23 protein-coding genes, 3 tRNA genes and 1 pseudogene are annotated in these 24,930 nt (G+C 63.9%); 14 read left to right on the plus strand and 13 right to left on the minus strand.

Going from position 1 to position 24,930, the window contains the following annotated elements; all coding sequences use genetic code 11:
• Positions 1 to 35 precede the first annotated feature (35 nt).
• The 3 genes from BN9444_RS03030 to BN9444_RS03040 all read right to left on the minus strand — a co-directional run bounded on the left by BN9444_RS03030 (position 36) and on the right by BN9444_RS03040 (position 2,264).
• Complete coding sequence (locus BN9444_RS03030) at positions 36 to 713, minus strand: potassium channel family protein (RefSeq protein ID WP_066485975.1); 678 nt, start codon at positions 711 to 713, stop codon at positions 36 to 38.
• Complete coding sequence (locus BN9444_RS03035) at positions 706 to 2,007, minus strand: TrkH family potassium uptake protein (protein WP_196131607.1); 1,302 nt, start codon at positions 2,005 to 2,007, stop codon at positions 706 to 708. The genes BN9444_RS03030 and BN9444_RS03035 overlap by 8 nt, the downstream gene beginning before the upstream one ends.
• Positions 2,008 to 2,172: 165 nt before the next feature.
• A tRNA-Ser gene (locus BN9444_RS03040) sits at positions 2,173 to 2,264 on the minus strand.
• A 138-nt stretch (positions 2,265 to 2,402) separates the two neighbouring features.
• Between BN9444_RS03040 and BN9444_RS15320 the strand changes: the two are divergent.
• The 3 genes and pseudogenes from BN9444_RS15320 to BN9444_RS03050 form a co-directional block, all read left to right on the plus strand.
• Positions 2,403 to 3,275, plus strand: a pseudogene (locus BN9444_RS15320) (thiamine pyrophosphate-binding protein); the annotation flags it as partial.
• A gap of 219 nt (positions 3,276 to 3,494) precedes the next feature.
• Entirely contained in the window at positions 3,495 to 4,862 is a 1,368-nt protein-coding gene (locus BN9444_RS15000; protein WP_267886668.1) for a histidinol-phosphate transaminase, read from the plus strand.
• A 51-nt stretch (positions 4,863 to 4,913) separates the two neighbouring features.
• Positions 4,914 to 5,351 carry a phage holin family protein gene (locus tag BN9444_RS03050; RefSeq protein ID WP_066485946.1) on the plus strand — a complete coding sequence of 146 codons (438 nt, stop codon included), beginning with the start codon at positions 4,914 to 4,916 and terminating at the stop codon, positions 5,349 to 5,351.
• Here BN9444_RS03050 and BN9444_RS03055 read toward each other — a convergent pair.
• The gene (locus tag BN9444_RS03055; RefSeq protein WP_066485938.1) at positions 5,348 to 5,605 is read right to left on the minus strand and encodes a MoaD/ThiS family protein; all 258 of its coding nucleotides are present in this window, start codon (positions 5,603 to 5,605) and stop codon (positions 5,348 to 5,350) included. The genes BN9444_RS03050 and BN9444_RS03055 overlap by 4 nt on opposite strands.
• A 107-nt stretch (positions 5,606 to 5,712) precedes the next feature.
• Here BN9444_RS03055 and BN9444_RS03060 point away from each other — a divergent pair, with 107 nt between their 5' ends.
• Genes BN9444_RS03060 through BN9444_RS14465 form a run of 5 tightly spaced genes read left to right on the plus strand, consistent with a single transcriptional unit; the run spans position 5,713 to position 8,985 of the window.
• Complete coding sequence (locus BN9444_RS03060) at positions 5,713 to 6,876, plus strand: molybdopterin molybdotransferase MoeA (protein ID WP_066513227.1); 1,164 nt, start codon at positions 5,713 to 5,715, stop codon at positions 6,874 to 6,876.
• Positions 6,876 to 7,346 carry a MogA/MoaB family molybdenum cofactor biosynthesis protein gene (locus tag BN9444_RS03065; RefSeq protein ID WP_066485932.1) on the plus strand — a complete coding sequence of 157 codons (471 nt, stop codon included), beginning with the start codon at positions 6,876 to 6,878 and terminating at the stop codon, positions 7,344 to 7,346. Before BN9444_RS03060 ends, BN9444_RS03065 begins: the two co-directional genes overlap by 1 nt.
• A complete protein-coding gene (locus BN9444_RS03070; RefSeq protein WP_066513232.1) occupies positions 7,336 to 7,794 on the plus strand; it encodes a molybdenum cofactor biosynthesis protein MoaE in 459 nt (152 codons plus the stop codon). Before BN9444_RS03065 ends, BN9444_RS03070 begins: the two co-directional genes overlap by 11 nt.
• Positions 7,791 to 8,792, plus strand: coding sequence for a ThiF family adenylyltransferase (locus BN9444_RS03075; RefSeq protein WP_066485925.1), 1,002 nt, complete (start codon positions 7,791 to 7,793; stop codon positions 8,790 to 8,792). The genes BN9444_RS03070 and BN9444_RS03075 overlap by 4 nt, the downstream gene beginning before the upstream one ends.
• A 55-nt stretch (positions 8,793 to 8,847) precedes the next feature.
• Complete coding sequence (locus BN9444_RS14465) at positions 8,848 to 8,985, plus strand: hypothetical protein (protein ID WP_154666889.1); 138 nt, start codon at positions 8,848 to 8,850, stop codon at positions 8,983 to 8,985.
• Between the two features lie 50 nt (positions 8,986 to 9,035).
• On the opposite strand, the gene BN9444_RS03080 is transcribed toward BN9444_RS14465, so the two are convergent.
• From BN9444_RS03080 to BN9444_RS03100, 5 genes are all read right to left on the minus strand, one after another.
• A complete protein-coding gene (locus BN9444_RS03080; protein ID WP_066485922.1) occupies positions 9,036 to 9,977 on the minus strand; it encodes a cation diffusion facilitator family transporter in 942 nt (313 codons plus the stop codon).
• Between the two features lie 2 nt (positions 9,978 to 9,979).
• A complete protein-coding gene (locus BN9444_RS03085; RefSeq protein WP_066513237.1) occupies positions 9,980 to 10,369 on the minus strand; it encodes an ArsR/SmtB family transcription factor in 390 nt (129 codons plus the stop codon).
• Positions 10,370 to 10,509: 140 nt separating this feature from the next.
• Positions 10,510 to 10,583 (minus strand) — tRNA-Cys (locus BN9444_RS03090).
• Between the two features lie 123 nt (positions 10,584 to 10,706).
• Entirely contained in the window at positions 10,707 to 12,089 is a 1,383-nt protein-coding gene (locus BN9444_RS03095; protein ID WP_077210023.1) for an IS3 family transposase, read from the minus strand.
• 131 nt (positions 12,090 to 12,220) lie between these two features.
• Positions 12,221 to 12,308 (minus strand) — tRNA-Ser (locus BN9444_RS03100).
• A gap of 430 nt (positions 12,309 to 12,738) precedes the next feature.
• On the opposite strand from BN9444_RS03100, the gene BN9444_RS03110 reads away from it, so the two are divergent.
• Positions 12,739 to 13,701, plus strand: coding sequence for an NAD(P)H-quinone oxidoreductase (locus BN9444_RS03110; RefSeq protein ID WP_068801404.1), 963 nt, complete (start codon positions 12,739 to 12,741; stop codon positions 13,699 to 13,701).
• A gap of 11 nt (positions 13,702 to 13,712) precedes the next feature.
• On the opposite strand, the gene BN9444_RS03115 is transcribed toward BN9444_RS03110, so the two are convergent.
• Positions 13,713 to 14,960: an aminotransferase class V-fold PLP-dependent enzyme gene (locus tag BN9444_RS03115; protein ID WP_066485898.1), complete on the minus strand. Its 1,248-nt coding sequence runs from the start codon at positions 14,958 to 14,960 to the stop codon at positions 13,713 to 13,715.
• A 173-nt stretch (positions 14,961 to 15,133) separates the two neighbouring features.
• Between BN9444_RS03115 and wzm the strand changes: the two genes are divergently transcribed.
• The 5 genes from wzm to glfT1 all read left to right on the plus strand — a co-directional run bounded on the left by wzm (position 15,134) and on the right by glfT1 (position 19,133).
• Positions 15,134 to 15,982, plus strand: a complete 849-nt coding sequence (gene wzm, locus BN9444_RS03120; RefSeq protein ID WP_230384185.1) for a galactan export ABC transporter permease subunit Wzm/RfbD — start codon at positions 15,134 to 15,136, stop codon at positions 15,980 to 15,982.
• Between the two features lie 12 nt (positions 15,983 to 15,994).
• Complete coding sequence (gene wzt, locus BN9444_RS03125; protein ID WP_066485888.1) at positions 15,995 to 16,807, plus strand: galactan export ABC transporter ATP-binding subunit Wzt/RfbE; 813 nt, start codon at positions 15,995 to 15,997, stop codon at positions 16,805 to 16,807.
• Positions 16,808 to 17,106: 299 nt separating this feature from the next.
• On the plus strand, positions 17,107 to 17,502 hold the full coding sequence (locus tag BN9444_RS03130; RefSeq protein WP_066513241.1) for a hypothetical protein: 396 nt from the start codon (positions 17,107 to 17,109) through the stop codon (positions 17,500 to 17,502).
• 111 nt (positions 17,503 to 17,613) lie between these two features.
• On the plus strand, positions 17,614 to 18,063 hold the full coding sequence (locus tag BN9444_RS03135; RefSeq protein WP_066485883.1) for a hypothetical protein: 450 nt from the start codon (positions 17,614 to 17,616) through the stop codon (positions 18,061 to 18,063).
• A 146-nt stretch (positions 18,064 to 18,209) separates the two neighbouring features.
• Complete coding sequence (glfT1, locus tag BN9444_RS03140; RefSeq protein ID WP_181734619.1) at positions 18,210 to 19,133, plus strand: galactofuranosyltransferase GlfT1; 924 nt, start codon at positions 18,210 to 18,212, stop codon at positions 19,131 to 19,133.
• A 64-nt stretch (positions 19,134 to 19,197) separates the two neighbouring features.
• Here the strand turns inward: glfT1 and BN9444_RS03145 are convergent, their stop codons facing one another.
• The 3 genes from BN9444_RS03145 to BN9444_RS03155 form a co-directional block, all read right to left on the minus strand.
• A complete protein-coding gene (locus BN9444_RS03145; protein WP_068801475.1) occupies positions 19,198 to 22,605 on the minus strand; it encodes an arabinosyltransferase domain-containing protein in 3,408 nt (1,135 codons plus the stop codon).
• 87 nt (positions 22,606 to 22,692) lie between these two features.
• Positions 22,693 to 22,917 (minus strand): hypothetical protein, encoded by a 225-nt coding sequence (locus BN9444_RS03150; protein ID WP_066513245.1) that lies wholly within the window; start codon positions 22,915 to 22,917, stop codon positions 22,693 to 22,695.
• A 9-nt stretch (positions 22,918 to 22,926) separates the two neighbouring features.
• Complete coding sequence (locus BN9444_RS03155; protein ID WP_082750355.1) at positions 22,927 to 24,918, minus strand: galactan 5-O-arabinofuranosyltransferase; 1,992 nt, start codon at positions 24,916 to 24,918, stop codon at positions 22,927 to 22,929.
• Positions 24,919 to 24,930: the final 12 nt, after the last annotated feature.

The raw sequence follows: 24,930 nt of genomic DNA on the forward strand, positions 1-24,930 counted from the left end.
CCACTGGCCGGTCGAGTTGTAGCCGGCGCCGCAGCTTATCCTTCCGTGAACTTCTCCAACGCCGCCGGCGAGCCCGCCGCCACGATGAGGTCGTTCGCCGTGAGCTCGCGGCCATCAGTAAGCGGCAGCCACCGCCCCAGCGTGCGCACGGAGACCAGCTGCACCTTGTACTCGCGCAGCACCTTGGCCAGGTCGAGCGGCTTGCCCTGCACGCACGCGGGCGGCACGAGCTTGGTCACGCCGTAGTCCTGCGCGATCTCCGCAAAATCCTCGAAGCGGCCGGACAGGAGGTGCGCGATGCGCCGACCGGTATCGCGTTCTGGGCGGATGACGTGATGGACACCGATTTTGAGCAGGATGCGCGCGTGCGCCTCCGAGTCTGCCTTCGCCCACACGTCGCGCACGCCCAGCTCCACCAAATTCGAGGCCGTCAAGATAGAGGCCTCCACGTCCGAGCCGATGGCGACAACGGCCCGCTCGACCTCGTCGATGCCGAGCTGCGTGAGCACGGCGGCATCGGAAGTATCTGCCTGGACGGTCTGCGTGAGCTCGGGCGCCATCTCGCGCACCAACTTGTCCGAAGCGTCGATGCCGAGCACCTCCACGCCATGGTCCATGAGCTCGCGGGCCAACGCGTGGCCGAAGCGGCCGAGGCCCACGACCACGACGGGTGCGATGTCGATGGTCTTCCGGGAACCAAAAATATTAACCAATGAAGGGCCTTTCCTCGGGGTAGCTAAAGCGCTGCGTGACCGCGCGCGCGGCGAGCGCCGCGATGAGTGTGGTGGGGCCGACGCGGCCCAGATACATAATGAAACACAGGATAATTTGGGACGGCGCACTCAGCGACGCGGTAATGCCGGTGGACAAGCCCACCGTCGCAAACGCGGAGGTCACCTCCAGCATGACCTGGTCCGCGGTGAACTGCGGGTCGAAGGCGCGCAACAGGCCCACGCCCACCGCAATGACGGCGATTCCGAAGAATGCCAGCACCAGCGCTTGGCGCACCGCCGCAGTGGGGATGCGCCGGTGTCCGATGGCGACGTCATCACGGCCGCGAAATTCCGCCACGATCGCCGCAAGGAGCACACACGCCGCCGTGACCTTGATGCCGCCGGCCGTACCCGCCGAGCCGCCGCCGATGTACATAAGGACATCCGTCCCCATGAGCGTCACCGGGTGCGCCTGGCCATAATCAATCGCATTGAAGCCCGCCGTGCGCGGCGAGACCGCCATGAAGAAAGCATTGAGCAGCCGCTGCCCCGCCGGCATCCCCGCCAGGACGCCCCGGCTTTCCGATGCCCACATGAACGCCGTCCCCCCCACGACCAGCACCGCAGATGCCCACAAGGTCATGCGCGCGGTCACCGATGCATGGTGGACGCGTGCGCGCACCGTAAGCCGCGCGCGGACGCGGCGCAGGAACTCCGCGTGAACCGGATAGCCGAGACCGCCGCCGATGATCGCCGCCGCCAGCGGCAGCAGAATCCACGGGTCCGCGGCAAAACCCACGAGGTTATCCGAGTACGTGGAAAAGCCCGCGTTATTGAATGCGGAGACCGCGTGAAACGTGCCTTCCCACACCGCCTGCGGCCCGGTCCAGCCGTAGTGCACCATGCCGCGCACACCCACGACGAGCGCCACGGCCGCCTCTGCTGCGAAGGTGAAGAGAAAGGTAAACGTGAGCGTGCGCCGAATGCCGCCTTCGACGATGGGGCGTCCCTCCGCCGCGCCCGCAGCACGCGCCTTGAGGCTCACCCGCCCGGTAAGCAGCATGCCCGACAGCGACGCGAGCGACATGATGCCCAAACCGCCCAGCTGGATGAGCGCCAGGATGACGCACTGGCCGAAATGTGTCCAGTACGAACCGGTGTCCTCAACGATGAGCCCGGTGAGCGACACCGCCGAGGTCGCCGTAAAAAATGCCGGAAGAAACGGCGTCCAGTGCGGCACATGCGCCGAGATGGGCAACATGAGCAACAGCGTGCCCGTCAAGATGAGAGCCATAAACCCGACCGCGGTGAGCCGCGCGGGTCCAAGCCACGAGATTTTCACCAGCCGATCCTAACCCCAGCGCGTTCCCGCCGCCTAGTTATGTGACGCAGGTTCCTCGACGCGCGTGGCGCCTTGCCCCACACATGCGACAACCCCCGGCGAGAACCGGGGGTTGAGTGGCGGAGACGAGAGGATTTGAACCTCCGGACCTACGCAAGTAAGTCAACTCCTTAGCAGGGAGCCCCATTCGGCCGCTCTGGCACGTCTCCAGATACTCGAAAGTATCACACGGAGACTTTACCTGAGGGCCGCCCCTGCACACAAAAGAGCGCACACAAAAGACCGCCCCCTTTATGTCAACGCGTCATAATAGACGGCAGCACTCACCGTCTCGAAAGGAGCACTGCATGCAGACAACCGTGGGCGAATTCCTCCTCCGCCGTCTCAAAGACATTGGCATTACCGAAGTCATCGGCGTGCCTGGCGATTTTAACCTGAGCTTTTTGGAACAGCTGCGCGACGCAGAAGGCATCCGTTTCGTGGGCGCCTGCAACGAGCTCAACGCGGCGTATGCGGCGGATGGCTATGCTCGCTCGCGCGGCGTCGGCGCGCTTCTTACCACGTACGGCGTGGGTGAGCTCTCCGCTCTCAACGGCATTGCGGGCTCGCGCGCGGAGCACATCCCGGTCGTCTCCATCGGCGGCGCCCCACCGCAGTACGCCACGGAGTTCCGCTGGAACCTCCACCACTCCCTCGCGGATGGCGACTTCGCGAATATGCTCGAGGCCATCGCGCCGTTCACGGAGGTCGCCGTGCGCGTCTCCCCCATGAACGCCGTTGAGGAAATCGATCGCGCGCTGCGCACCTGTCTGCGTGAGAAGCGCCCCGTCCACATCCAGCTCCCCTCGGACATCACGCATCTCACCATCGAGGCTCCCGATGCCCCGCTCGACACCTCCCTGCCCGCCTCCGACCCCGAGCGCCTCGAGGCCGCGGCCGCACGCATCCTCGAGGTCCTCGCCCGCGCCGAGCACCCACTCCTCCTTATTGACCAGGACGCGGACCGCCACGGTTTTACCGAGCCCCTCCTGCGCCTGGCGGAGAAGGCACAGATTCCTTTCGCCCAGATGTCCTCCGGCAAGGCCCTCCTGCCCGAGAATCATCCGCTCTTCATCGGCACCTACAACGGCGCGGCCTCGGCGCCCGGCGTCAAGGACCGCGTCGAGCACTCGGACTTCCTGGTGACCACGAACCCGCGCTTCATCGAGGTCAACTCCGGTTCGTTCACGCACGAGCTTGACCACGCGCTCGTGGTTAACCTCGGTGACCAGCACGCCAGCGTTGACGGCGAGTACTTCGTGGGGCTCACCACCCGCGAACTTATCGATGCCCTCATCGACCGCGCCCCCGAGCGTCCCGCCACCCCGCGCGAGCCCGCCCCGACCACGAGCGCCGCCGCGCCTACCGGTCCGCTCACGCAGGCCGAGCTGTGGCCGCGCATGGCACGTTTCCTCCGCGCGGACGACGTGGTCATCGCCGAGGCCGGCACCTCGCATATCGGCCTGAGCGCCCAGCAGCTGCCCGCGAACGTCAAGTACATCAACTCGCCCATCTGGGGCTCCATCGGCTTTACCCTGCCCGCGACGCTCGGCTCTCAGCTTGCTGAGCCGGGCCGCCGCCACGTCCTCTTCATCGGCGACGGTTCCTTCCAGCTCACCGCCCAGGAGCTGTCCACCATCCTGCGCGAGGAACTCAATCCCATCATCGTACTCATGAATAACCGCGGCTACACCATCGAGCGCTACATCCTGGGCATGGAGGACGAGTACAACGACATCCAGAACTGGTCGTACGGCGCGCTGCCGCAGGTCTTCAAGCCGGATACGACGATGAAGTCCTACTCCGCGCAGACCTTCGAGGAACTCGAGGAGGCGCTCGCCGCCATCGAGTCCTCGGATGCCGGCGCGTTCCTCGAGCTGCACCTTNCCGGCGCGAACCGCTACCCGGACATGGGCGCCGTTGCCATCCGCGAGGCCCTCGCCGAGCACCTCGGCGTCGCCTTCGAGCAGGTTGCCGTGGGCACCGGCTCCTCCGCGCTGTGCCAGCAGCTCGTCCAGGTCACCTGCACCGACGGCGACGAGGTCGTCTTTCCGTGGCGTTCCTTCGAGGCCTACCCCATTTTCGCCCAGGTCCACGGCGCCACCCCGGTCGCCATCCCGCTCAAGGACGAGGGCGTGGATCTGGAGGCCATGGCCGCCGCGATCACCGACCGCACACGCCTGATCTTCATCTGCAACCCGAATAACCCGTCCGGCTCCATCGTGACCCGCGCCGAGTTCGCTGAGTTCATGGCCAAGGTCCCGGCCGAGATCACCGTCGCCCTCGACGAGGCGTACACCGAGTACCTGCGCGCCGAGGACACCCCGCTGGCCACCGAGGAAATCGCGAAGTACCCCAACCTCGTGGGTCTGCGCACCTTCTCCAAGGCCTACGGCCTGGCCGGCCTGCGCATCGGCTACGCCTTCGGCCAGCCGGAGATGATCGAGGCCCTCAACAAGGTGGCGATCCCGTTCTCCGTGAACTCCGTGGCCCAGGCTGGCGCTCTCGCCTCCCTCGCCGCGCAGGATGAGCTGAAGCAGCGCACCGATACCGCCGTCGTCGAGCGCCAGCGCGTCATCGAGGCCACCGGCGCGTACCCCTCCGAGGCCAACTTCGTGTGGCTGCCGGGCGAGACCCCAGAACTCGCCGCCGCGCTCGCCGAGCAGGGCGTGCTCGTGCGTTCCTTCCCCGAAGGCATCCGCATCACGGTGACGACCCCGGAGGAGACCGATCAGCTCCTCGCCGCGTGGAAGGCCGTCCGCGGCTAGTCTGCGCGTTTTCTCAGGCGGTCCGCAGGGACGGCCGGTAGTGTCACACCCATGAAAGCCCTGTGGAACTTCGCACTCAACGTCATAGCCGTCGCCCTCGCCTTATGGGTCGTTGTCTCTTTCGTCCCCGGCATCGACATCGTGCCGCCCGCGCTCACTCCGGGCGAGCCAGGCATCGGGTCGACCAATGAGGCGGGCTCCTCGTCGACGTTCCTCGCCGTCGCGGCCGTCTTCGTTCTCGTCAACGCCGTCATCACGCCGGTGCTGCGGTTCCTCGGCGCACCCCTCACCTGCGCCACACTCGGATTGTTCGCGCTCGTCATCAATGGCGCGGCGCTGCTCATCACGGAGTGGGCATTTAACTCCCTCGATACCTCGCTGGGTCACCTCGACATCGACGGCTGGCTGCCCGCCATCCTCGGCGCGATCGTGCTCGGGCTCGTCTCAGGCGTGGTGAATTTCTTCACAAGCCCGCTGCGGGCGCGCTAGCCGCCGGCGAAGGGCGGGAGGATATCCACGCGCGCGGCGCCGTCGAGGACGGCGTCGCGTTCGGCGTTTTTGCCGTCGATGAGGAAAGTACACCGCTCGAGGACCTGCGCAAGCGTCATGCCCGCCTCGGTGGTGCCGGTATGCGCGGCCGCGAGGGCATCGAGAAGCTCGCCCAGGGAGGCTGCGGGCTCCGCAGACTCCTGGGCGGTACCGGCGGCGGCGCGGGCCGCGGCAAAGTAATGAATCTCAAGCATGCACCCCACTATGCCAGCCGAGAACACGCGAGAAAAAGCCTAGACTTGTAGAAGATGTGTCCCCACCGGGGTTTCACCCACGGATCCCCCTTGTACAAGGAGTTGCCATGCGCACGTACGAAGAACACTTGAGCGCCGTCCGCGCCGTCGTCACCGCACCGAACGTCGTCACGCGTTCCCTGCTGGAGGCCGATGGCATGGTCCTGGCCAAGTCCATCAACGCGACCTACAACTCCCCGCGCTTCGATAACTCCCAGATGGATGGCTACGCCATCACGGACCCAGCTGGCGGCACGCTCACTGTGGGCGCCACGGTCGCCGCAGGTGACACGGCTGCGACACCGCTCAAGGAGGGCATCGCCACCCCAATCATGACCGGCGCCAAGGTGCCGGAGGGCACCAAGGCCATCGTGCCGGTGGAATTCTGCGAGCCGTCCACCTTCGTCGAACAAGGCGGCACCGTCACCATCCCGGCCGTCAAGGAAGGCCAGTACATCCGTAAGGCCGGCTCTGACGTCGAGGAAGGCAAGCTGCTCATCCCCGGCGGCACGCGCCTGCTCCCGGCCGCTATCTCCGCGCTCGCTGGCCAGGGCTACACCGAGGTCGAGGTGTACGCCCCCGCCCGCATCGTCGTCGTCACCGGCGGCGCCGAGATCGGCACCGCCAACCTGTCCGCCGGCCAGATTCCGGACTCCAACGGCCCGATGATCGCCGCGCTGTGCAAGGAGTACGGCATCGAGGTCGTCGCCTACGTACGCACCAACGATGACCCGGGCATCCTGCGCTCCGATCTGGAAGGCGTCGTGCGTCTCTACCAGCCGGACGCCATCGTCACCTCCGGCGGCGTCTCCCACGGCAAATTCGAGGTCGTGCGCCAGGTCTTCGAGGCCAACGGCTGGTTCGGCCACGTCGCTCAGCAGCCCGGCGGCCCGCAGGGCCTCGCCCACTTGGGCGATGTTCCGGTCATCTGCCTGCCCGGTAACCCGGTCTCCACGCTTGTGAGCTTCCGTCTCTACGTCGGTCCGGTCCTCGGCCACTCGCGCCCGCCGTATATCTCGCGCATCATGCAGGACGTGGACGGCCTCGAGTCCCGCGACCAGTTCCGCCGCGGTGTGCTCTCCCACTCGCCGGAGGGCATGGGCCAGGCCGAGCTTCTCCCGGGTGCAGGTTCCCACCTCATTTCCCAGGCTATGTCCGCCACCGCCCTTATCCGCATCCCCGCTGGCGCGCACCTCAAGGCCGGCGATCCAGTTGAGGTCTTCCCCATCTAATGGCACGCACCGGAATCGTTATCGTCGCCTCCACCCGCGCCGCCGCGGGCACGTATGAGGACCGCTCCGGCCCCATCGCCGTCGAGTTCCTGCGCGCGCAGGGCCTGGAGTGCGCCGATGCTTCCGTGGTTCCCGACGCAGACATTCGCGCCGCTGTCGACCAGGCTTTCGCCGAGAAGCCCGCGGTGATCCTCACCTCGGGTGGCACGGGGCTCAGCCCCGATGACCAGACGGTCGAGGCCCTCGAAGCCCACCTCGAGCGAACCTTGCCGGGAATTGCCCACGCGTTCTACGCGGCATCGGCAAGCGTGCCCACCGCCCCACTCTCGCGCACCGTCGCGGGCACGCGCGGGACGACCTTCGCCATGGCACTGCCCGGCTCGACGGGTGGGGTCAAGGACGGCGTCAAGGTGCTGGAGCCTATCCTGGGACACATCATTGAACAGCTCGAAGGGAAGCATGAGCACTGATCCACAGTACGTAGCAGAGCACACCGGCCTGGTCATCGACGCTTTTATGACGAACGAGACCATCGACACGGCCGCGGCAGTCGCCGCGACCGTAACGCCTGCCATGGGCGCGACCGTCACTTTCGACGGCATCGTGCGCAACCATGACGGCGGGCGCGGCGGCGTCGAACTGCTCACCTACACTGCGCACCCCAGCGCGGACGCGGAAATCAAACGCGTCGCCGCTGAGGTCATCAGCTCCCATCCCAACGCCCGCCTGTGGTGCGCGCACCGCACGGGCGATTTGCGCGTCGGGGACTCAGCCTTTGTGGTTGTCGCCGCCGCCGCGCACCGTGCTGACGCGTTCCATGCCGCCGAGGACTGCGCCAACCGCGTCAAAGCCGAGGTGCCCATCTGGAAAGAGCAACGCCACACTGACGGCTCCGTGAATTGGGTGGGTCTCGAATGAGCGTCCGCTATGCCCGGCAAGAGGCTCTCTGGGGCGAGGAGGGCCAGGCCAAGCTTGCCCGTGCCACCGTCGCGGTCATCGGCGCCGGGGGGCTCGGCTCCCCCGCGCTGCTCTACCTCGTCGGCGCCGGCGTAGGCCGCGTCCTTCTCTTCGACGATGACGAGGTCTCCCTGTCCAACCTGCAGCGCCAGGTCATCCATGCCACGCCGGACGTGGGACGCCCGAAGACCTCATCCGCAGCCGAAAAAATCGCCGCGCTCAACCCCGCCGTCACAGTCGAGACCTTCGGCCGCCTCGAGTCCGCTACCGCGCTCGAACAGCTGCGTGGCGCGGACGTCATCCTCGATGGCACCGATAACTTTGAGGCGCGCTACCTGTCCTCCTGGGCCGCCCACGAGCTGGGCATTCCCCATATCTGGGCCTCCATCCTGGGCTTCGACGCGCAGCTGTCCGTCTTCTGGTCTGGCCACGGCCCCGTCTACGAAGACGTCTTCCCCGAGGCCCCCGCGCCCGGCTCCGTGCCGTCGTGCTCGCAGGCGGGCGTGCTCGGCCCCGTCGTGGGCATCGTCGGCTCCGCCATGGCCCTCGAGGCCCTCAAAATCATCACCGGCGTCGGCGAGCCCCTCGTGGGCAAGCTCGGCTACTTCGACGCCCTGTCCGGCACGTGGGAGTACATCCCGTTGGTCACCTCAGGCACCGTACCCACCCAGCCTGACGATGCCCCCGAAGTCCGCGCCGTTCCCCTCGGCACCCGTCTGATCGACGTGCGCACCGCCGAGGAACGCGAGCACTCCGTCATCCCCGGCGCGGAGCACTTCCTGCTCGACCGCATCGTCGACGGCGAGAACCCCGACCTCGACCCCGACGAATACGCGGTCATCCACTGCGCCTCCGGCATCCGCTCCGCCCAGGCCGTGGCCCTCCTGCGCGAGCGCGGCTTCACCAACGTCGTCTCGCTGCGCGGCGGAATCAACGCCTGGCTAGAGCAGAATTCGTAGTGGCCAACACCGTTATCTACCGGTAGCGTCGCTAGCGCGCGAAAGGAATACCGCGATGACCACCTCCGCAGCACCGCTCGTCGTAACCGCCCGCACGTGGTACGGCGGTGGGGACCTCATTATCGATGAGGACAACGCCACGAGCACCCTCCGCCTCGAGGACGCTGAATATCGATCCCCACATACGCACTAGGCAGCACTAGGCGCCCCCGCCCGGTACGAGCCCGGGAGGGGGCGCTGCGTTCAGTTGTGCTTGCTGACTTCCGGTTCATGTTCGGCAATGTGCTCGGTCTCGATCTGGAAGGTCGAGTGATGAACGGAGACCTCGAAGTGTCCTGCAACGCAGTCTTTGATCTCTTGGAGCATCTGGGCGGCATGACCGTCGGTAAAGCACTCGTCGTCGACGACGACGTGGGCGGTCAGGGTCGGTAAGCCGGTCGCCACAGTGGAGGCGTGCAGATCATGGACATCCTGAACGTGGTCGAGTTCGAGGATGTGTGAGCGGACTTTGTCGAGGTCGAGGCCCTTAGGAGTGAACTCCATGAGGACGCCGATAGTCTCACGCATCAGCTTGAACGCGCGAGGCACGATCAGGCTGGCGATGAACAGTCCGGCGATGGCGTCGGCCTGCGTGAACCCGGTCGTGGCGATCACGATCGCCGCGATGATCACTCCGAGTGAGCCGAGGGCGTCGTTGAGGACTTCGAGGAACGCGGCACGCATGTTGAAGTTCGAACCGCGGCTGGAGGCGAGGACGGTGATGGCGATGGTGTTCGCGACCAGGCCGATAATGCCGAAGATCAGCAGTTCGCTTGCGGGCACCTCCGGCGGCTCGAACAGTCGCCGGATGCCTTCGATGGCGGCGTACGTGCCCAGCACCAGCAGCAGTGCCGACTGCCCGAGGGCTGCGATCACCTCGATACGCCGGAACCCCCAGGTGCGCTTGGCGTTAGCGGGTTTGAGCATCAGCGTCCCGGCAATCAGTGCAACCAGCAGGCCGAAGGCATCGGTGATGGCATGGGCGGTGTCGGTCAGCAGTGCGAGGCTGCCGGTGATGACCGAGCCGATGGCCTGGGCAACGACGATCATCGCGGTGATCGAGAATGCGATCCAGAGTTTCTTGCGGAAATCTCCAGGGTGCCCGTTCTCGCTGGCGGCGGGGCCGTGATTGTGTCCTGCCCCCATATCTACTTCTTCTCCGTATCTGTCGCGTGGTGGATATGTGGGAGTCGCAGGTGCGTGCAGTGCAGGGCCTGCGTGCCGGTGGCATCGAGGAGGCATTCAGCAGCGGCGATGAGGGTACGCAGGAGCTCGGGCTGTGTCAGCGAGTACCAGGTGGAGCGCCCTTCCGGGCGCATCGTCACCAGGCCGCACTCAACGAGAAAGCCGACATGTTTGCTCACCGTAGACTGGGCCAGGCCCATGTGCTCGACCAGATCGCGGACCCGGTGCTCACCCGAGGCGAGGTGCTGCACGATCGCCAACCTCGTCGGTTCTGCAAATGCTTGGAATAGGTGGGCGTATGCTGCCGTCGCCACCTCGTCGAGGGTTGCCCCGTCCTGTTGCTTCATAGCCATATGGCGATTATATCGCCCGATGACGATATTATCGAGTGTGATCTGTCGCTCGATGCGAAATGAAGCTCAGAGGTCTCGGCGTGCCTGAGGGTGGACTGCCAGCCGCCTGCGACGCGTGCCCTATTGGACTCAGCGGAAAGTGGAGGTGCCTACGGGACTCGAACCCGTGTCAAAGGTTTTGCAGACCGCTGCCTATCCTCTCGGCCAAGGCACCAAGTCGCCGGAACGGGAAGAAAATTCCCTTAACTTTCCCTTCATTACGTCATTTTGTGGCTATACCTGTCCCCAAATGACGGGTTAAGGGACAGAAGGGGATGCGGACATTTTTTAGGAATGTTTAGAGTAGCAGTTCGCGCCTGCGTTGATTGATGCTTAATCCATCGAACTCAAGCTTGATTCTATGTTCGTTATAGAAGCCAACATATTCATGAATTGCTTGCTCTAATTCATCACAATGGGGCCACTTACGTCCATAGAACATCTCATTTTTCATTCTGCCGAACAATCCCTCGCACGCTGAATTGTCGGGCGAACATCCCTTCTTCGACATCGAACGCGTAAAGCCGATGTCCTGTGAGGCTTGAATCCAACTGTTGCCCCGATAATGGCAACCTCGATCGGAATGAACTACTAGTTTTGCGGGGTCAGGCGGTGCATTGTTTTCAAGCGCCTGCTTCAGACAGTCGTCGGCAAGCTGCTGATTAGGGTGTCGGCTCGTTGTCGCCCCAACAATCTTTCCATCGAAACAGTCCACTAACGCCGAAAAGTATATTTTCCCGTCATCAGCAGGAAACTCAGAAATATCCGTCAACCACAATAAACCCGGCGCTTCGGCATGAAAATTTCGTTTAACCAGATTCGGTGGCGCCTCCGAAATCTCACCACGATAGGACGAATAGCGACGCCTTTTCTTCACGTAGCGCACCGTGAGTCCTTCGGCAGAGATGATTCGACGCACGACTTTCTCACTGACCTTGATACCCAGTTTCTTCAACTGGATCCATACGCGACGATATCCATAGCTGAATCCAGAATGCTCGACGATTTTGGTTACCACCTCTGTCAGTTCTGCATATTTTGACGGGCCATTTAGGGCTTTGAGCTGGTAATAGAAGCTGGATGAAGAGAGACCAACAATGTCGAGCAACAATGAAATTGGAAAAGAAGACCGTAACGCATCGACCACAATGGCTTTGAACTTGTTACTGAGGTTGGCTGGGTCGATGCTGTCGTCTTTTTTTAATTCTTCCAGTTCTTTTTCTAACACGGCCTTTTCTGCTGATAGGCGTGCTGCCAGCTTCTTGAGTTCAGCCGCATCATCTGGAAGCGATTTCTCAAAGGCTTTACGAGTAACAATGCCGGCAGACTGTTTGCGTTCAGTTGCGCTCATCAAGCCCCACTTTCCTTCTTCGCGGAATCGTTGGGCCCAAGCATAGACGCTCATTTTCGAGTTCAGCGAAAGCTCAGATGCGATGGCCTCAGGAGACATACCAGCGGTAAAAAGCTCAACGGCTTTGAGCTTTGTCGCAAGTGGGTAGCGCTTTAAGGTCGTACGCCGAATGGGGGCAGCTGGGGGTACATCACGCTCTCTGATCCATCGATGGAGTGTCCAACGGCCTGGGTAGCCCAACTCGCGAACGGTCTTGGTAGCAGATTGTGTTCTATCGAATACCTCTAATGCCTTAAGCCGCTGGGCATCCGTGTATCGCACATTAGTCATACGGGAAATCCTCCAAGATTTCGTCCGCATGCCCTTTTGTCCCTTAACCCCAAATGACAAAATGGATTATGCCGTTGACCAGCCTAGACAAAGCAAAACCCCCGGTGGATAGCCACCAGGGGAAATGATATTGGCGGAGACGGAGGGATTTGAACCCTCGGTGAGTTTCCCCACGCTGGTTTTCAAGACCAGTGCATTCGGCCGCTCTGCCACGTCTCCTCGTCACAACTGCAGTCGCAAGCGACCACAGAACGTTACTGCTTTAGCCTACTAAACCGTGGGCCGCGATTCACACTCGCCTCGCAATTCCGAAAATCGGTCCTCCCACGTGGCCCGCACGAGTCGGGCGCCAGTGACCTGGGCCAGAGGCGTATCAGAATGTCTTTTGTTCACGATGCGCGTGAGCTCCTCGTAAGAGGCGACGCCCACAGTCTCGCGGTACACGCGCAGACACGAGGCATCATCGTCTGCATCGAACACGACAGGCTCCGCGGTCGCCCACATCACCAAGTGCGGAGTCACCATCGTTGACTCCTTTCTCGCTAGCTGCGTGAATGTGTACGTACCCACGGTCTAAAAGAATCCCCAGTCCAAGTCAGCGCCCCGAAAGCCCGGCGCGCGGCGGGAAGAAAACGCTAGTTTGGGGTGCATGCACGCAATCATTCAGAAAGACGTAGAAGATCCCCGCTCACTCGAACTGGGCGAAGTGGATACGCCAGAGCTCAAGCCCGGGGAGGTACTCGTCGAGGTCAAGGCCGCCGGCGTCAACCGCGCGGACCTCCTCCAGGCGCGCGGGGCGTACCCGCCGCCTAAGGGCGAGTCGGAGATTATCGGTCTCGAGGCCGCTGGCGTCATCGTTGACGCAGGCGATACCGACCGCCAGGTCGGCGAGGAAGTCGGCGCGCTGCTCGCCGGCGGCGGTTATGCCGAGTTCGTCGCCGTGCCGGAAGGCCAGCTGCTGCCTATCCCCAAGGGCTTCACACTGGAAGAGACCGCCGCCATCATCGAGGTCGCCTGCACCGTATGGTCGAATATCGTCATGGCCGCGGGCCTCAAGGAAGGCCAGACGATTCTCATCCACGGCGGTGGCGGCGGCATCGGCACCTTCGCTATCCAGGTCGCCAAGGCTCTCGGCGCGACGGTGGCTGTTACCGCAGGCTCGGCGGAAAAGCTCGAGCGCTGCCGCGAGCTCGGCGCGGATATCCTCATCAATTACAAGGAGCAGGACTTCGCTGAAGAGCTCAAGAACCAGTGCGACGTCGTCCTCGACATCATTGGCGCGAAGTACCTGAAGCAGAACCTCAAGGCGCTCGCCGTGGACGGCCACATGGTCATCATCGGTATGCAGGGCGGCACGAAAGGCGAGATTAACCTCGGCGTCGTCCTCAACAAGCGGCTCACCATTCAGGGCACGACGGTGCGTGGCCGCAACCACGCGGACAAGGCCGCCATCGTTGCCGAGACGGTGAAGAACGTCTGGCCCATGCTCGAGGATGGCCGCGTCAAGCATGCACTCCACACGACGTTCCCGCTTGCTCGTGCCGCCCGCGCCCACGAGGCCCTCGACTCCGGTGAGGTCACGGGCACCCTGGTGCTCACGAACGCCGACTAGGCCGGGGAGACTTACGCCAGCGAGGCGACGACGCGGGTGAGCTGCTCGATGTCGTTGTGCGTGTTAAACGGACCGAGCGCTACGGTGACGGCGCCGCCGAGTTCGTCGATGCCCATGTCGCGCAGCAGGGGCGTGGCCGGGGCGAGCGTCGTGACAAGCCGGTTGTCGAAGAGACGACGGTGGACGGTCTCGGCCGGCACGCCGCGCACGGCGAAGGATAGGCGCGGGAGGCGGTCATCGGAAGCCTCGGCGGCGGCCTCGCCGGTAGCGCCGAGGATGTGGACCTGGCTCAGCGTGCCGAGATAGATATAGAGGTCTGCGCGGAGATCGTCGAGGTAGGCCTCGAGGGACTCCATCGAGCCGCGCAGGCGCACGCGGCGGGAACCACGGTCGCCGCCGGCGAGGGTCGCCATATGGTCGACGAGCGGACCGACGCCGCCAGCGAGGCCCGCGGAGACGGGGGTCTCGAGCTTCGCGGCGGTGTGCGCTGTCTGGCCGGGGCTGAGAGCGTCGAGGCGGCGGAACATCGCGGTGTCACGGAAGACGAGCGCGGCGATCTGCGGGCCACCGAGCTGCGCCAGGTCAATGGCAAGGATGTCCGCGCCGAGGTCATCCATGTCGATGGGACGGTACGGGGCGAGCGCGGTGACGTCGAGAAGCGTCCAGGCGCGGGAGCGGGAGCGGACGGTCTCGATGATGTCATGGACGGGTGCCACGGTGCCAAGCAACTCATGCGCGGCGGAAAGGGACACGAGGCGCGTGGAGCCATCGACAAGCTCCGCGTACTGGAAGGCGGGCAGCTCGCCGGTGCCGAGATCCGGCTGGGCCCAGCGCACGGTCGAGCCATGCGGACCGTGGGCGAAGGCGGCGTAGAGCGCCGGCGGGTCAAGCTTGGAGAGCACCACCGAGGACTGGCGGCGCAGGAGCGGGCCGAGGGCGCGGGCGAGCGACTGGTAGAGCACGGGCAGGGAGGGGCCGAGCACGACGGCATCGGCACGCGCGCCCACGAGATCGGCGACGGCCATGCGGGCGGCCTGAAGGTGCTTCTCGCCCTCAAGCATGCCGGCGACAGGGGCTGCGGAATGGGCGCCCACGGGGGCATCTGCAGGCAAGACGGCATTCGCGGTGCGGAAGGCTCGGGCGACGCCGGAGGCAACCTTCTCCGCAATCTGCGGCGCGGCGTGCGCGTTGAGGTACGTCCAGCCGTCAGCGAGTCCCGTATATAAACCACGAACACTCGCCGCGTCATAGGCAACCATGGCAACTCTTCCCTTCCGCGCTGACAACTTCCCCACTCTATACCGTTCGCACCAGAATGTGTTTCTTGCAGCTCATCGCCTTTTCACGGCGGGCCACTCCCACTGGGGACCTCGGAGACGATAGGGTATGCCACGTGCATGACAATAACCAACTGCGCGCCGATATCGCCCGCATGACTGCCGTCACCGACCAAGGAGAGATTCCTCCTTCGCAGTCGATGACCTTCAAGGCAGCCTTCGCCGATCTCATTGAGGGTGCGCGCCAACGCGAGCTCTGGTTCAAGCTCGGCGTCCAGGACATCAAGCAGCGCTACCGCCGCTCCGTCCTGGGTCCTTTCTGGATCACCATCGCCACCGGCGTCATGGCCGCCGCGCTGGGCCTGCTCTACTCCTTGCTGTTCAAGATCCCGCTGGCTACGTTCCTGCCCCACGTCACCGTGGGCCTTATCATGTGGAACTTCATCTCGGGCGCCATCAAGGAAGGCGCCACCGTCTTCATCGACAACGAGGGCCTTATTAAACAGCTCCCCGCGCCGCTCTCGGTCCACGTCTACCGCCTCGTGTGGCGCCAGACCCTCTTCTTGGGCCACAACCTCATTATTTGGCTTATCCTCCTCGCCATCTTCCCGCGCCACCTGGGCTGGGAGTTCTGGCTGTTCCTTCCAGCTCTCGCCTTGTTGCTGGTCAATGGCGTGTGGGTGTCCATGTTCTTCGGCATCGTGGCCACGCGCTTCCGCGACGTCGCGCCCTTGCTCGACTCGCTCACGCAGCTGCTCTTCTACGTCACGCCGATTGTGTGGATGACCTCGACGCTGAAGGACAACGCCTCCGTGTCCTCGCGCGCGCGTCTGGCGGAGCTTAACCCGCTGTACCACTACATGGAGATCGTCCGCGCCCCCATGATTGGCCAGCCTGTCGCGGCCTACCACTGGTGGATCGTGATCGCCTGCACCATCGGCGGCGTGCTGCTCGCCGCCCTCGCCATGCGCCAATGGCGCTTCCGCGTTAGCTACTGGGTATAAGGACTTCTCACCATGGTTTCCATCGATACGTATAACGCCTGCGTCGACTTCCCCATCTTTGACGCGAAGTCCCGCTCCCTGAAGAAAGCCATGCTCTCCACCGCCGGTGGCGCGATTGGTAAGAACGCTTCCAATACCGTCGTGGTCGAGGCACTCAAGGACATCAACCTTCACCTGCGTGAGGGCGACCGCGTGGGGCTTGTCGGCCATAATGGCGCCGGCAAGTCCACGCTGCTGCGTCTGCTCTCCGGCATCTATGAGCCCACCCGCGGCACCGCGGACGTGCGCGGGCGCATCGCGCCGGTCTTCGACCTGGGCGTGGGCATGGACCCGGAGGTCTCCGGCTACGACAACATCATCATCCGCGGCCTCTTCCTGGGCCAGACCATCAAGCAGATGAAGTCCAAGATGGATGAGATCGCGGAGTTCTCTGAGCTCGGCGACTATCTGGCGATGCCGCTGCGCACCTACTCCAACGGCATGCGCGTGCGCCTAGCGCTCGGCGTCGTCACCTCCATCGAGCCGGAAATCCTCCTGCTCGACGAGGGCATTGGTGCTGTCGATGCCGCGTTTATGGCCAAGGCCCGCGTCAAGCTCCAGGAAATGGTGAAGAAGTCCGGCATCCTCGTCTTCGCGTCGCACTCCAATGACTTCCTCGCCCAGCTATGCAATACCGCCCTGTGGGTCGATCACGGCGAGATCAAGGAAGTCGGCGAAGTGGCCGACGTTGTCGAAGCCTACGAGGGCCCCGGCGCCGGCGACTATGTGCGCGACCTCCTTAAGCGCTTTAACGAAGAAGAAGATGAAGAAAAAGATAAGGACTAAGAGCTTTCCGCTTACCCCTTCTTCGCCCCGCAGCTCCGTTTTAAGGAAGTCTGCGGGGCCTTCTTTTTGCAGGTAACAGCGTGAACATACTTAGCGTGACCTTGCCTTTTCGCCATTTGTGCCACGGCCATCTTTTACCCCCGGATTAAGTTAATTCATACCTCATCCACCTGGGATTTTACTTTCTCCGGAAAAGACTTACGAATCCCACAGGAATGGTCTAAGCTTAGACCAGTTCCGCAGGGAGGTGTCCCTACGAGCGTGTCTATCTTTCCATCCCCCTTTCAAGGAGATTCCCCATGAAGCGTTTCGCTGCTGGCGCCGTTGCCGTCGCTACTGCTCTGTCCCTGTCCACCGGTGTTGCTTCGGCCGCCAATACTGATGAGGAAAGCGCACTGGTCGGTCTTGCCGCTGGCATCTACGGTGCAGTGAACGGCGTTTCCGAGCCGGCCTCCGGCTCCGCTGAGACCAGCTCCGATGCCATGGATAGCTCCTCCAAGTCTGAGAAGGCGGCTTCCTCCAAGGCATACATCGACTTCTACCAGTCCTCTTGGGATAACGACGCAAACAACAAGTACAAGCTCGGCACCACCGCTGACATCCTCTGGGGCTTCGGCATCGCCGCTGCTGTCCTGGCTGCTGGCGCCGCTGCCGTCAATGCCGGTGTTATCCCGGGCGTTTCCCTTCCGTTCTAGTTCTCGATAATTTCGAGGATTAGTTTCCGGATTTCGAAGCCTTGCTTGGTTACCATGCCAAGCAGGGCTTTTTGCTTTTCAACATATCTTCTCTTTCAAGGATTGACGACCATGAAGCGTTTCACTGCGGGCGTTGTGGCTGTGGCCGCTGCCCTGCCCCTGTCCACCGGCGTCGCGGGAGCGGCCGACGGCAAGACCTCGTCGGAGGTCACTGATGGTGAGGTAGGAGTCGCCATCACCAAGGCCGTAGCTAAGGAGGCTTTCGGCGGCGACGGGTTTGGGTCTTCTATCGATGTAGCTGCAGACGTTATCTCTTCCAAGGCGGAGAAGGGCGAGATCGGCAGCTCCGATATCGAGAATCTCAAGAATGCGGCTGACCGTGGCTCATCAGACGAGTTCCTCGTGTCGACCATCAAGTCGGACGTGGCGAACGACTGGAAGATTGGGCAGACGCTCGACATCATCCTCGGCGTGACGATTGCGGCTATCTCCACACTTCTGGTCGGCGGCGCGGCGGTGGGCGCGGATGCCGCGGGCATCATCGACATCCCGGGGCTCTAAGCACCGGCACACATCACACCGGCACACATCCTAGCGTGAATGAGTTGGCCAAAAAATTGAAAAATCGGCACGACTCATTCACGTTGTGAGCGCGACGCTGGCTGGCGCGGGGTGTCTAGAGGGGGCATCGGAAAGCTGGTGGCAGAATGGAAGCCATGACTGTTAAGACCCTTTCCGCGGCGGGAACAACTGCCGCTGTCATCGTCACTCACCAGCGCGTGGAGCTGCTGCGCGCGTCGTTAGAGCAGGTCGTAGGGCAAACTCACCCGGTGGAATGGGTCATCGTCGTCGACAATGGCAATGAGGCTGCGGTGCGTGAACTCGTGGAGTCCATGGCGGGCGAACGCGCGGTATACATCGGGTCGAAGACGAACCTGGGCGGCGCGGGCGGCTTCGCGCTGGGCTTCTTGAAGGCGCTGGCGCTGGGTGCGGATGCCATCTGGTGCGCGGATGACGATGGCCGTCCGGCGGACTTCGGCGTGCTGGAGGAGCTCTACCGCGTGGCGGAGGCGAACTCCTTGCACGAGGTCTCCCCGGCCGTGTGCAATATCAACGAGCCGGAGCGCCTCGCGTTCCCGCTGCGCCAGGGCCTCGTGTGGCGGCGCCGGATGGATGAGCTGGAGGGGGACTTCCTGCCGGGGATCGCGTCGCTGTTTAATGGCGCGCTCATCTCGGCGGAGGCCATGACGATCATCGGCGTGCCGGACTATCGCCTCTTCATTCGCGGCGACGAGGTCGAGTACCACCGCCGCCTGGTCAACTCGGGACTCGAGTTTGGCACGGCGCTCACGTGCGCGTACTTGCACCCGGACGGCTCGGACGAGTTCAAGCCGATTCTGGGCGGCAAGATGCACACGCAGTACCCAGAGGGCGAGTTCAAGCGCTTCTTTACCTACCGCAACCGCGGCTACCTGTTGTGGCAGCGTGGCATGCGCAAGCTCCTGCCGCAGGAATTCGCACGCTTTGGTTGGTTCTTCCTCGTCCAGCAGCACGACCCGAAGGGCTTTATGGAGTGGCTCGCGCTGCATAACCGGGGGCGCAAGGAAGACTTCCGTAGGCCGGGGCAGTAGCCGCCCGGGTTCATTGAAAACAACGAAAGCCGCCGGATGTCCGGCGGCTTTCGGCATTGAAGGGCTACTTTTCAGAGCCCTCCGGACGAATCTTCATCTCAGATTCCTTCCACAGACCCGAGCGTGTGATGATCTCGTGGTCGATGGAGGCGAGGTCGGGGGCCTCGCCGGCGGAGTTGGTGCGCAGCTCGTACTTCTTGATGGAGCCCCAGTCGCGGGCCCAGTCGTGGTTGAGGTAGGCCGGGATCTCGTAGTCGTAGTTCACGGCCTCCGCGGTAGCCATGGCGCCGCCGCCAGAGAAGGACTGGAAGTCCGTGAGCGAGGTCTGCGCCGCCGCGTCCGGAAGGATGCGGTACTCGGGGATCTCGGTCACGCCGGCGTAGTGGTCGAAGGTGCGCTGGCAGGGGAACTGCAGGGCCGTGGACCAGTCGAGAAGGCCCGGGGTATCGGAGCCGATGACATTATTGAGGGTGTCCAGGGTGGGTACGCGCGGCGGCGTGATGGCCAGCCAGTCTTCCTCATCGAGGGAGTCATCCGTAGCGACGAGGCGCACGACGTTCGCCTCGGCGGGGAGCTGGTCGAGTGCCATGCGGAGGTTACGCCACTTCGGGGTGGCGCCGACATCGGACAGTTCGGCCTCGCCGATGTCCTTGATGGAGCCGCCGTCCTGCGTGCCGTACTGGAGCGTGAGCTCCATGCCGTCCTGCTCAATGCCATTGACATCGTGGTGGTAGATGTTGCCGGCGGCGGAAACGACGAGGAGCGGGGCGGCGTCGGTTGCTTCAGGCAGCTTAAACCACTGGGACTTGAGGCTGGCGGTGCCTTCCTGGTCCTCAGAGTACGAGCCGGTGATGGGGACCTTGGTGTAGTCCAGGTCGAAGGGCAGCGCGATGTGGGAGCCGTTGACGCCCGCCTGATCACGCTCGCCGGAGGTAGCCTGCTTCTCCTGCTCGCTGCGGTGGGCGGACTCGCTCTCCGTCTTCGTGGAGGCCGTACCGTCCGTCTCGCCGTTCTGCTCGTTCTCGTCAACCGCGCCGCCCAGGGAGCGGTCGGCGCCGGAGGACGCGTTGGTCGTATCCGTGCTCTGCGACGTGGACAAGCCGCCGATAGCACCCACGGAGGCGGAGTTCTGATACTCAGGTTCGATGGAGGACGGCACGTTATCCGGGGCAAAGCCCGTGGAGTTCGGGTCGTTGAGGGACTCGCCCAGAGTGCCGGCAATCGGCTCGAGGAAGGAGTCGTTCGTATTGGTCTCCACCAAAGTGGCATAGGCGAGCGAGCACGTGTTACCCGCAAGCGAGGCAAGATTGCCCTTGCCCACGGAGTAGGCGTCGCCCTGGGAGACGTAGGCCTTAGCGAAGGAGGCCATGGAGAAGGCCACGACGCCAATACACGCGATGGCAATGGGAGCAGACATGACGCCGGCCCAGCGGGTCACGCGGTCAGACTCGGCGGCGCGGAAGTCCTCGTCGCTCGTGCCCGCGGCAATCGCCTTGGTGCGGCGCGACTCGCGACGGAAGGACTGAATGATGCCGATAGCGAGGATGACCAAGCCGATGGCGAGCACCACCGTGTTCGCCTCAATGGCCTTGAGTTGGACGGTGCGGTCCCACCACGGAATGCCGAAGGAGGAGACGTACCACCAGGCGTTCCAGCCAGCCAGGGAGATGGCAAGGAGGAAGGTCACGGCGGCCAGGGCGAAGGTGCGTGCGCGGGAGGAGCGCAGGGCGATCTGGGAGAGCACGACCGCGCCCAGGGCGGCGACGACGCCGGCGACACCGGCGTAGATGCCGAAGTGGTGCGTCCACTTCGTCGGCGTGAACATGAGGAAGAACATGCTCAGCGCGATGATGAGCAACAGGCGCGCGGTGGGGCCAGCCTCAGCGCCCACGACGCGGCGGTTCTTAATGAACGCGTAGACGATCAGCGCCAGGCAGAAGAGCATGGTGAACATCGCGAAGCGGCGTGTGAGCGAGCCGTCCACGGACTCCTGGAAGAGCGTGGTGTAGCGAACGTACTCGGAGTACCACGGCAGCGCGGGGCCGACCTGGGAGCGCACGGAGGTGGACTCAAGGACGGTCGCGAGCGTTTGGTCGTGGAAGACCGCCACCATAATCGCGGTGCCGGAGGCGAGGAACGTGGAGACGAGCGGGACCCAGCCCAGCCCAGTGGCCTTGGCGCGCTCACCGAGGAAGGCAAAGAGCTGCGGCAGGCAGACCAGGAAGATGCCCACGGCGAACAGACCCGTGGGGCCGACGGCCAGCGTGATCGTCGCGATGATGGTGCCGATAGCCGCTGGCAGGAGGCGGCGCGTAGCGATGGAGCGCTCGAAGGACGCCCACGTCAGCATGACGCCCAAGGCGACCATAGGCTCCGGACGGATGCCGTTGTTATACGGCAACCAGAAAGCCAGGAACATAAACGCCGCGGTCCAGTGGGCGACGCGGCGGCCGTTAACGAGCTCGCCAAAGCGCGGGAGGATTTCGCGCGACAGCACGAACCAGATTATGAGCGCGGCGACGAGCGATGGCAGGCGCATGAAGACCGAGGAGGTCGACACGTGCGTGAGCGCGGCGAGTAGGTCGTAGTACGGGGAACCGAAGGGGGCCTCAGGCACGCCGTACCAGCGGTAGTAGTTCGCCATGTAGTCCGCGTGACCGCTCACGCGCGCCATGGTGAGGATGAAGCCGTCGTCCGAGGTATTCGAACCGAAGATGTGCCAGAACGCGAGGATGGCGGCGACCACGCCATCGAGCGGACGGACCTGCTTCCACGTCTCCGGCATAAAGCCGAAGCGCTTGCCGTCGAGGCGGTCAATACGCCACAGGCAGAACAAGGAGATGAGGACCATGAGCAGGCCGAACCACATGGCAATGGTCTTCACCGTGGACGGCGAGGAAGTAAAGCGGGAGTTGACCTCCACGTCGACACGCATGTCGCTGAGCGCTGCGCGAGCCTCCGGCGTGTTATCAATCTCGGTGTAGGTACCGGTGACCTGCGGACGCTCGTCGTCTTCGGTCTCTTCTTCGTGCTTGCCCACGTCAACGCGCACGGAGTCGCCATCCGCCGCGATATGCAGCACGGCATCGTCAGGCAGAGCCGCGACCTCGCTCTTGTCGAGGGAGAGGATGACCGTGTCGAGGGAGGCGACCGTGAGGCCCCGCTCCTCGTCGTAGCGGACGAACATACCGCGGTTGGTCGCCTTCTCCGACTCGGGCGGCACCGTGCCGTAGAGCAGCGACTGTCCCTCACGCAGGTACTGCGTCGCTGCGATGGGGATTTCCGCATCAATCTTCTCCGGCGCCACCGAGATGAGCGGCGAGTTGATCGAATTGAGCGAGTCATTTTGCGGCCAGTGCACGCTGGACTGCACCTGGTTGACCGGCAACAACGGCAGGGCCACAAAGGCCAGGAAGCCAAGAATGCCGGAGACGAGAGCAGTCCACTTCAACCATGCCGGCGCGGTCTCCATGCGCACGGGCTGCGAAGCAACGCTCGATGCTGGGCTTTCGGTCGATAAAGTCACCCAGATAGTCTAAACCACCTCGCACGGTTCGCCTTATCTCTGCGCAGGTGATCCCGGCCCCAGCACCCGAGCTGCGTGGGCCAGCTCCTCCTCTGCCGCCCGCAGTTCCGCCTCCATCTGCGTGTTCGCGGGAGCGCGGTCGAAGCAGGCTTCCGCCGTGAGCAGGCCCGCCGCGCGGTCGATGCGGAAGGCCAGCCGGAAGTCCGGCAGCCACGCCGTCCACGCGCCCGCGATGGCGTGTTCCAGCGGGTCTGTCACGACTGTCTACTACTGGGTGCGCACGGCGACGACGAACGGGCCGACCTGCTTGACGTCCCAGCCCTCGGCGAAGACCTCCGGGTTGTAGAAGATCGCGCGGTAGCGCACGTTGGGCTGGTTCGGGTAGATATCCTCCGCGAGGTGGATCTTATAGCCGTCCGTCTCCGCACCGTCCTCGGCGACCTCGCCGCGGAAGATGATGGCGGACGGACCCTGCCACTTGGCGCTATCGAGCGCCTCGCGGAATTGCTCGGGGGTCTGATCCCAGGACTCGCGCGCCCACGTTTCCATCTGTGCGCTGCGCTCGCGGAACTGTCCCAGCGGGTTGGCGTAGTGCGCGGTAAAGGCGTTGAAGCCGTGGTACGGGTAGTACGCCATAAACAGCTTCTCGTCAGTCATGATGACCGTGCCGTTCGGCGTATAGCCGTGGTCCACGATGAAGTCATTGATCTCCCCGTACTTCGAGGCCGAGTCCGGGGTGAATTGGTCCGCGCGCTCGCCATTGCCGTCCGTATCCGCGTACGCGTGGTCAATGGCGTCTTCGTTGAGGCGCGGAATCTGCTGCACGTAGTAGATACCTGACAGCAGCATGACCACCACGAAGGCCGTGGTAATCGCGCGGTTTGTCGGCACGTCAAAGCGCGCCGGATACAGGGAGTGAATGCCCACCAGCCGTACCTCCGCCAGACCCAGGATGCCGGCGGTGGCCATGAAGAGCACGACGATGATTTCCAGGCGGAAGCTGAGCAGCGTCGTACCGGCGAGCGTCACCACCATCGAGGCGACGATCCATGCGTAGATTCCGCCGAGCGCGAAAGCAAGCGCCCGCACCTCGGCATCGGCAAGCCGGAGCGCCAGGAAAATGACACCGATGAGGCACAGCGCACCGATGACGCTGGGCGAGAGGAACGGCACGGGCAGCTGCGTGCCCTCGCTGGGCAGGTAATGCTGCGCGGCAGACTCGAGCGGGACGCCGCTGCGCAACGCCGACATGACGTAGGGACCCCACGCGACGGCGGCGATGGCCAACGAGGCCACGCCGATGATGACGAGCCGGACAATCGGCAGCCACCGGCGTTCATAAACCGCGGTGATAATGGCGAGCAGGGAAACCACCGTGAGCGCAATGGCACCGGTGAACAACGTGTAGAAGGTCGCCGAGATGCCCAGGAAGAGGGCAAGGCCCGCCGTCGCGGACCACGAGCCATGGAAGGCACGCTGCGCGAGCAACGCCGCCGCCGGCGCGCCCATCGCAATGACCGCGGAGTACGGCTCTTCCGCGCCGAGCGTGAGCGTGACCGCCGTGGTCATCACAGCAATGGCCGTCGCCACAGGCAGCGAGCCCACGAGGTGCTGCCAGATCGGCACGAGGATGGAGCCTGCCACCGCGAGCGAGATGAGTGCCCACGGCTGGAAAACCTCCCAGCCCGGTAAGCCCAACACGGCCGCGAGCCGGCCGCCCAGCCAGAACCAGCCCATGGGATAGAACGTGGGCATGTCCAGGTAGTTCATGTCGGCGTAGCCGCCCTGCTCCGTCGTGCGCGTGAGGAACTGTGTGCGGAAGACCTGATCGACCTGAATGCCGTCGAGCCACAGCTTGGTGGCCGAAAGCGGAATTCCTACCGCAGCGATGACGATGAACGCCGGTGCCATGTAGGAGAAGAAATACGTGAGCGCCACGCGCCACTGCGGCCGGCGGCGTTTACCGTAGTACTCATCCGAAATCCACCATGCGAGCAGCCCCGCCACAATGACAAGGGTGAGCACCATACCCGCCGTCGCGAGCGCGCGCGTGACCATGGAGGTACTAAACGCCGGCAGGTGCGTGCGCTTGAACACCATCCACGCCACGAGCGTCACCGCAAAGGCGCCCACACCGGCGCTCGAGAGCCCTAAGAGCGTGGAGCGCAGGGAGAGCAGATCGGACGCATAGTTTTCGGTGCGCATCTGGGGACGCAGAATGGTACCCCGGCGGCGCGGCTGAGCGGCGGCAGTAGTCATGGCTTCCAGTGA

It is taken from the genome of Corynebacterium phoceense, assembly GCF_900092335.1.
In the GTDB taxonomy this organism is placed as follows: Bacteria; Actinomycetota; Actinomycetes; order Mycobacteriales; family Mycobacteriaceae; genus Corynebacterium; species Corynebacterium phoceense.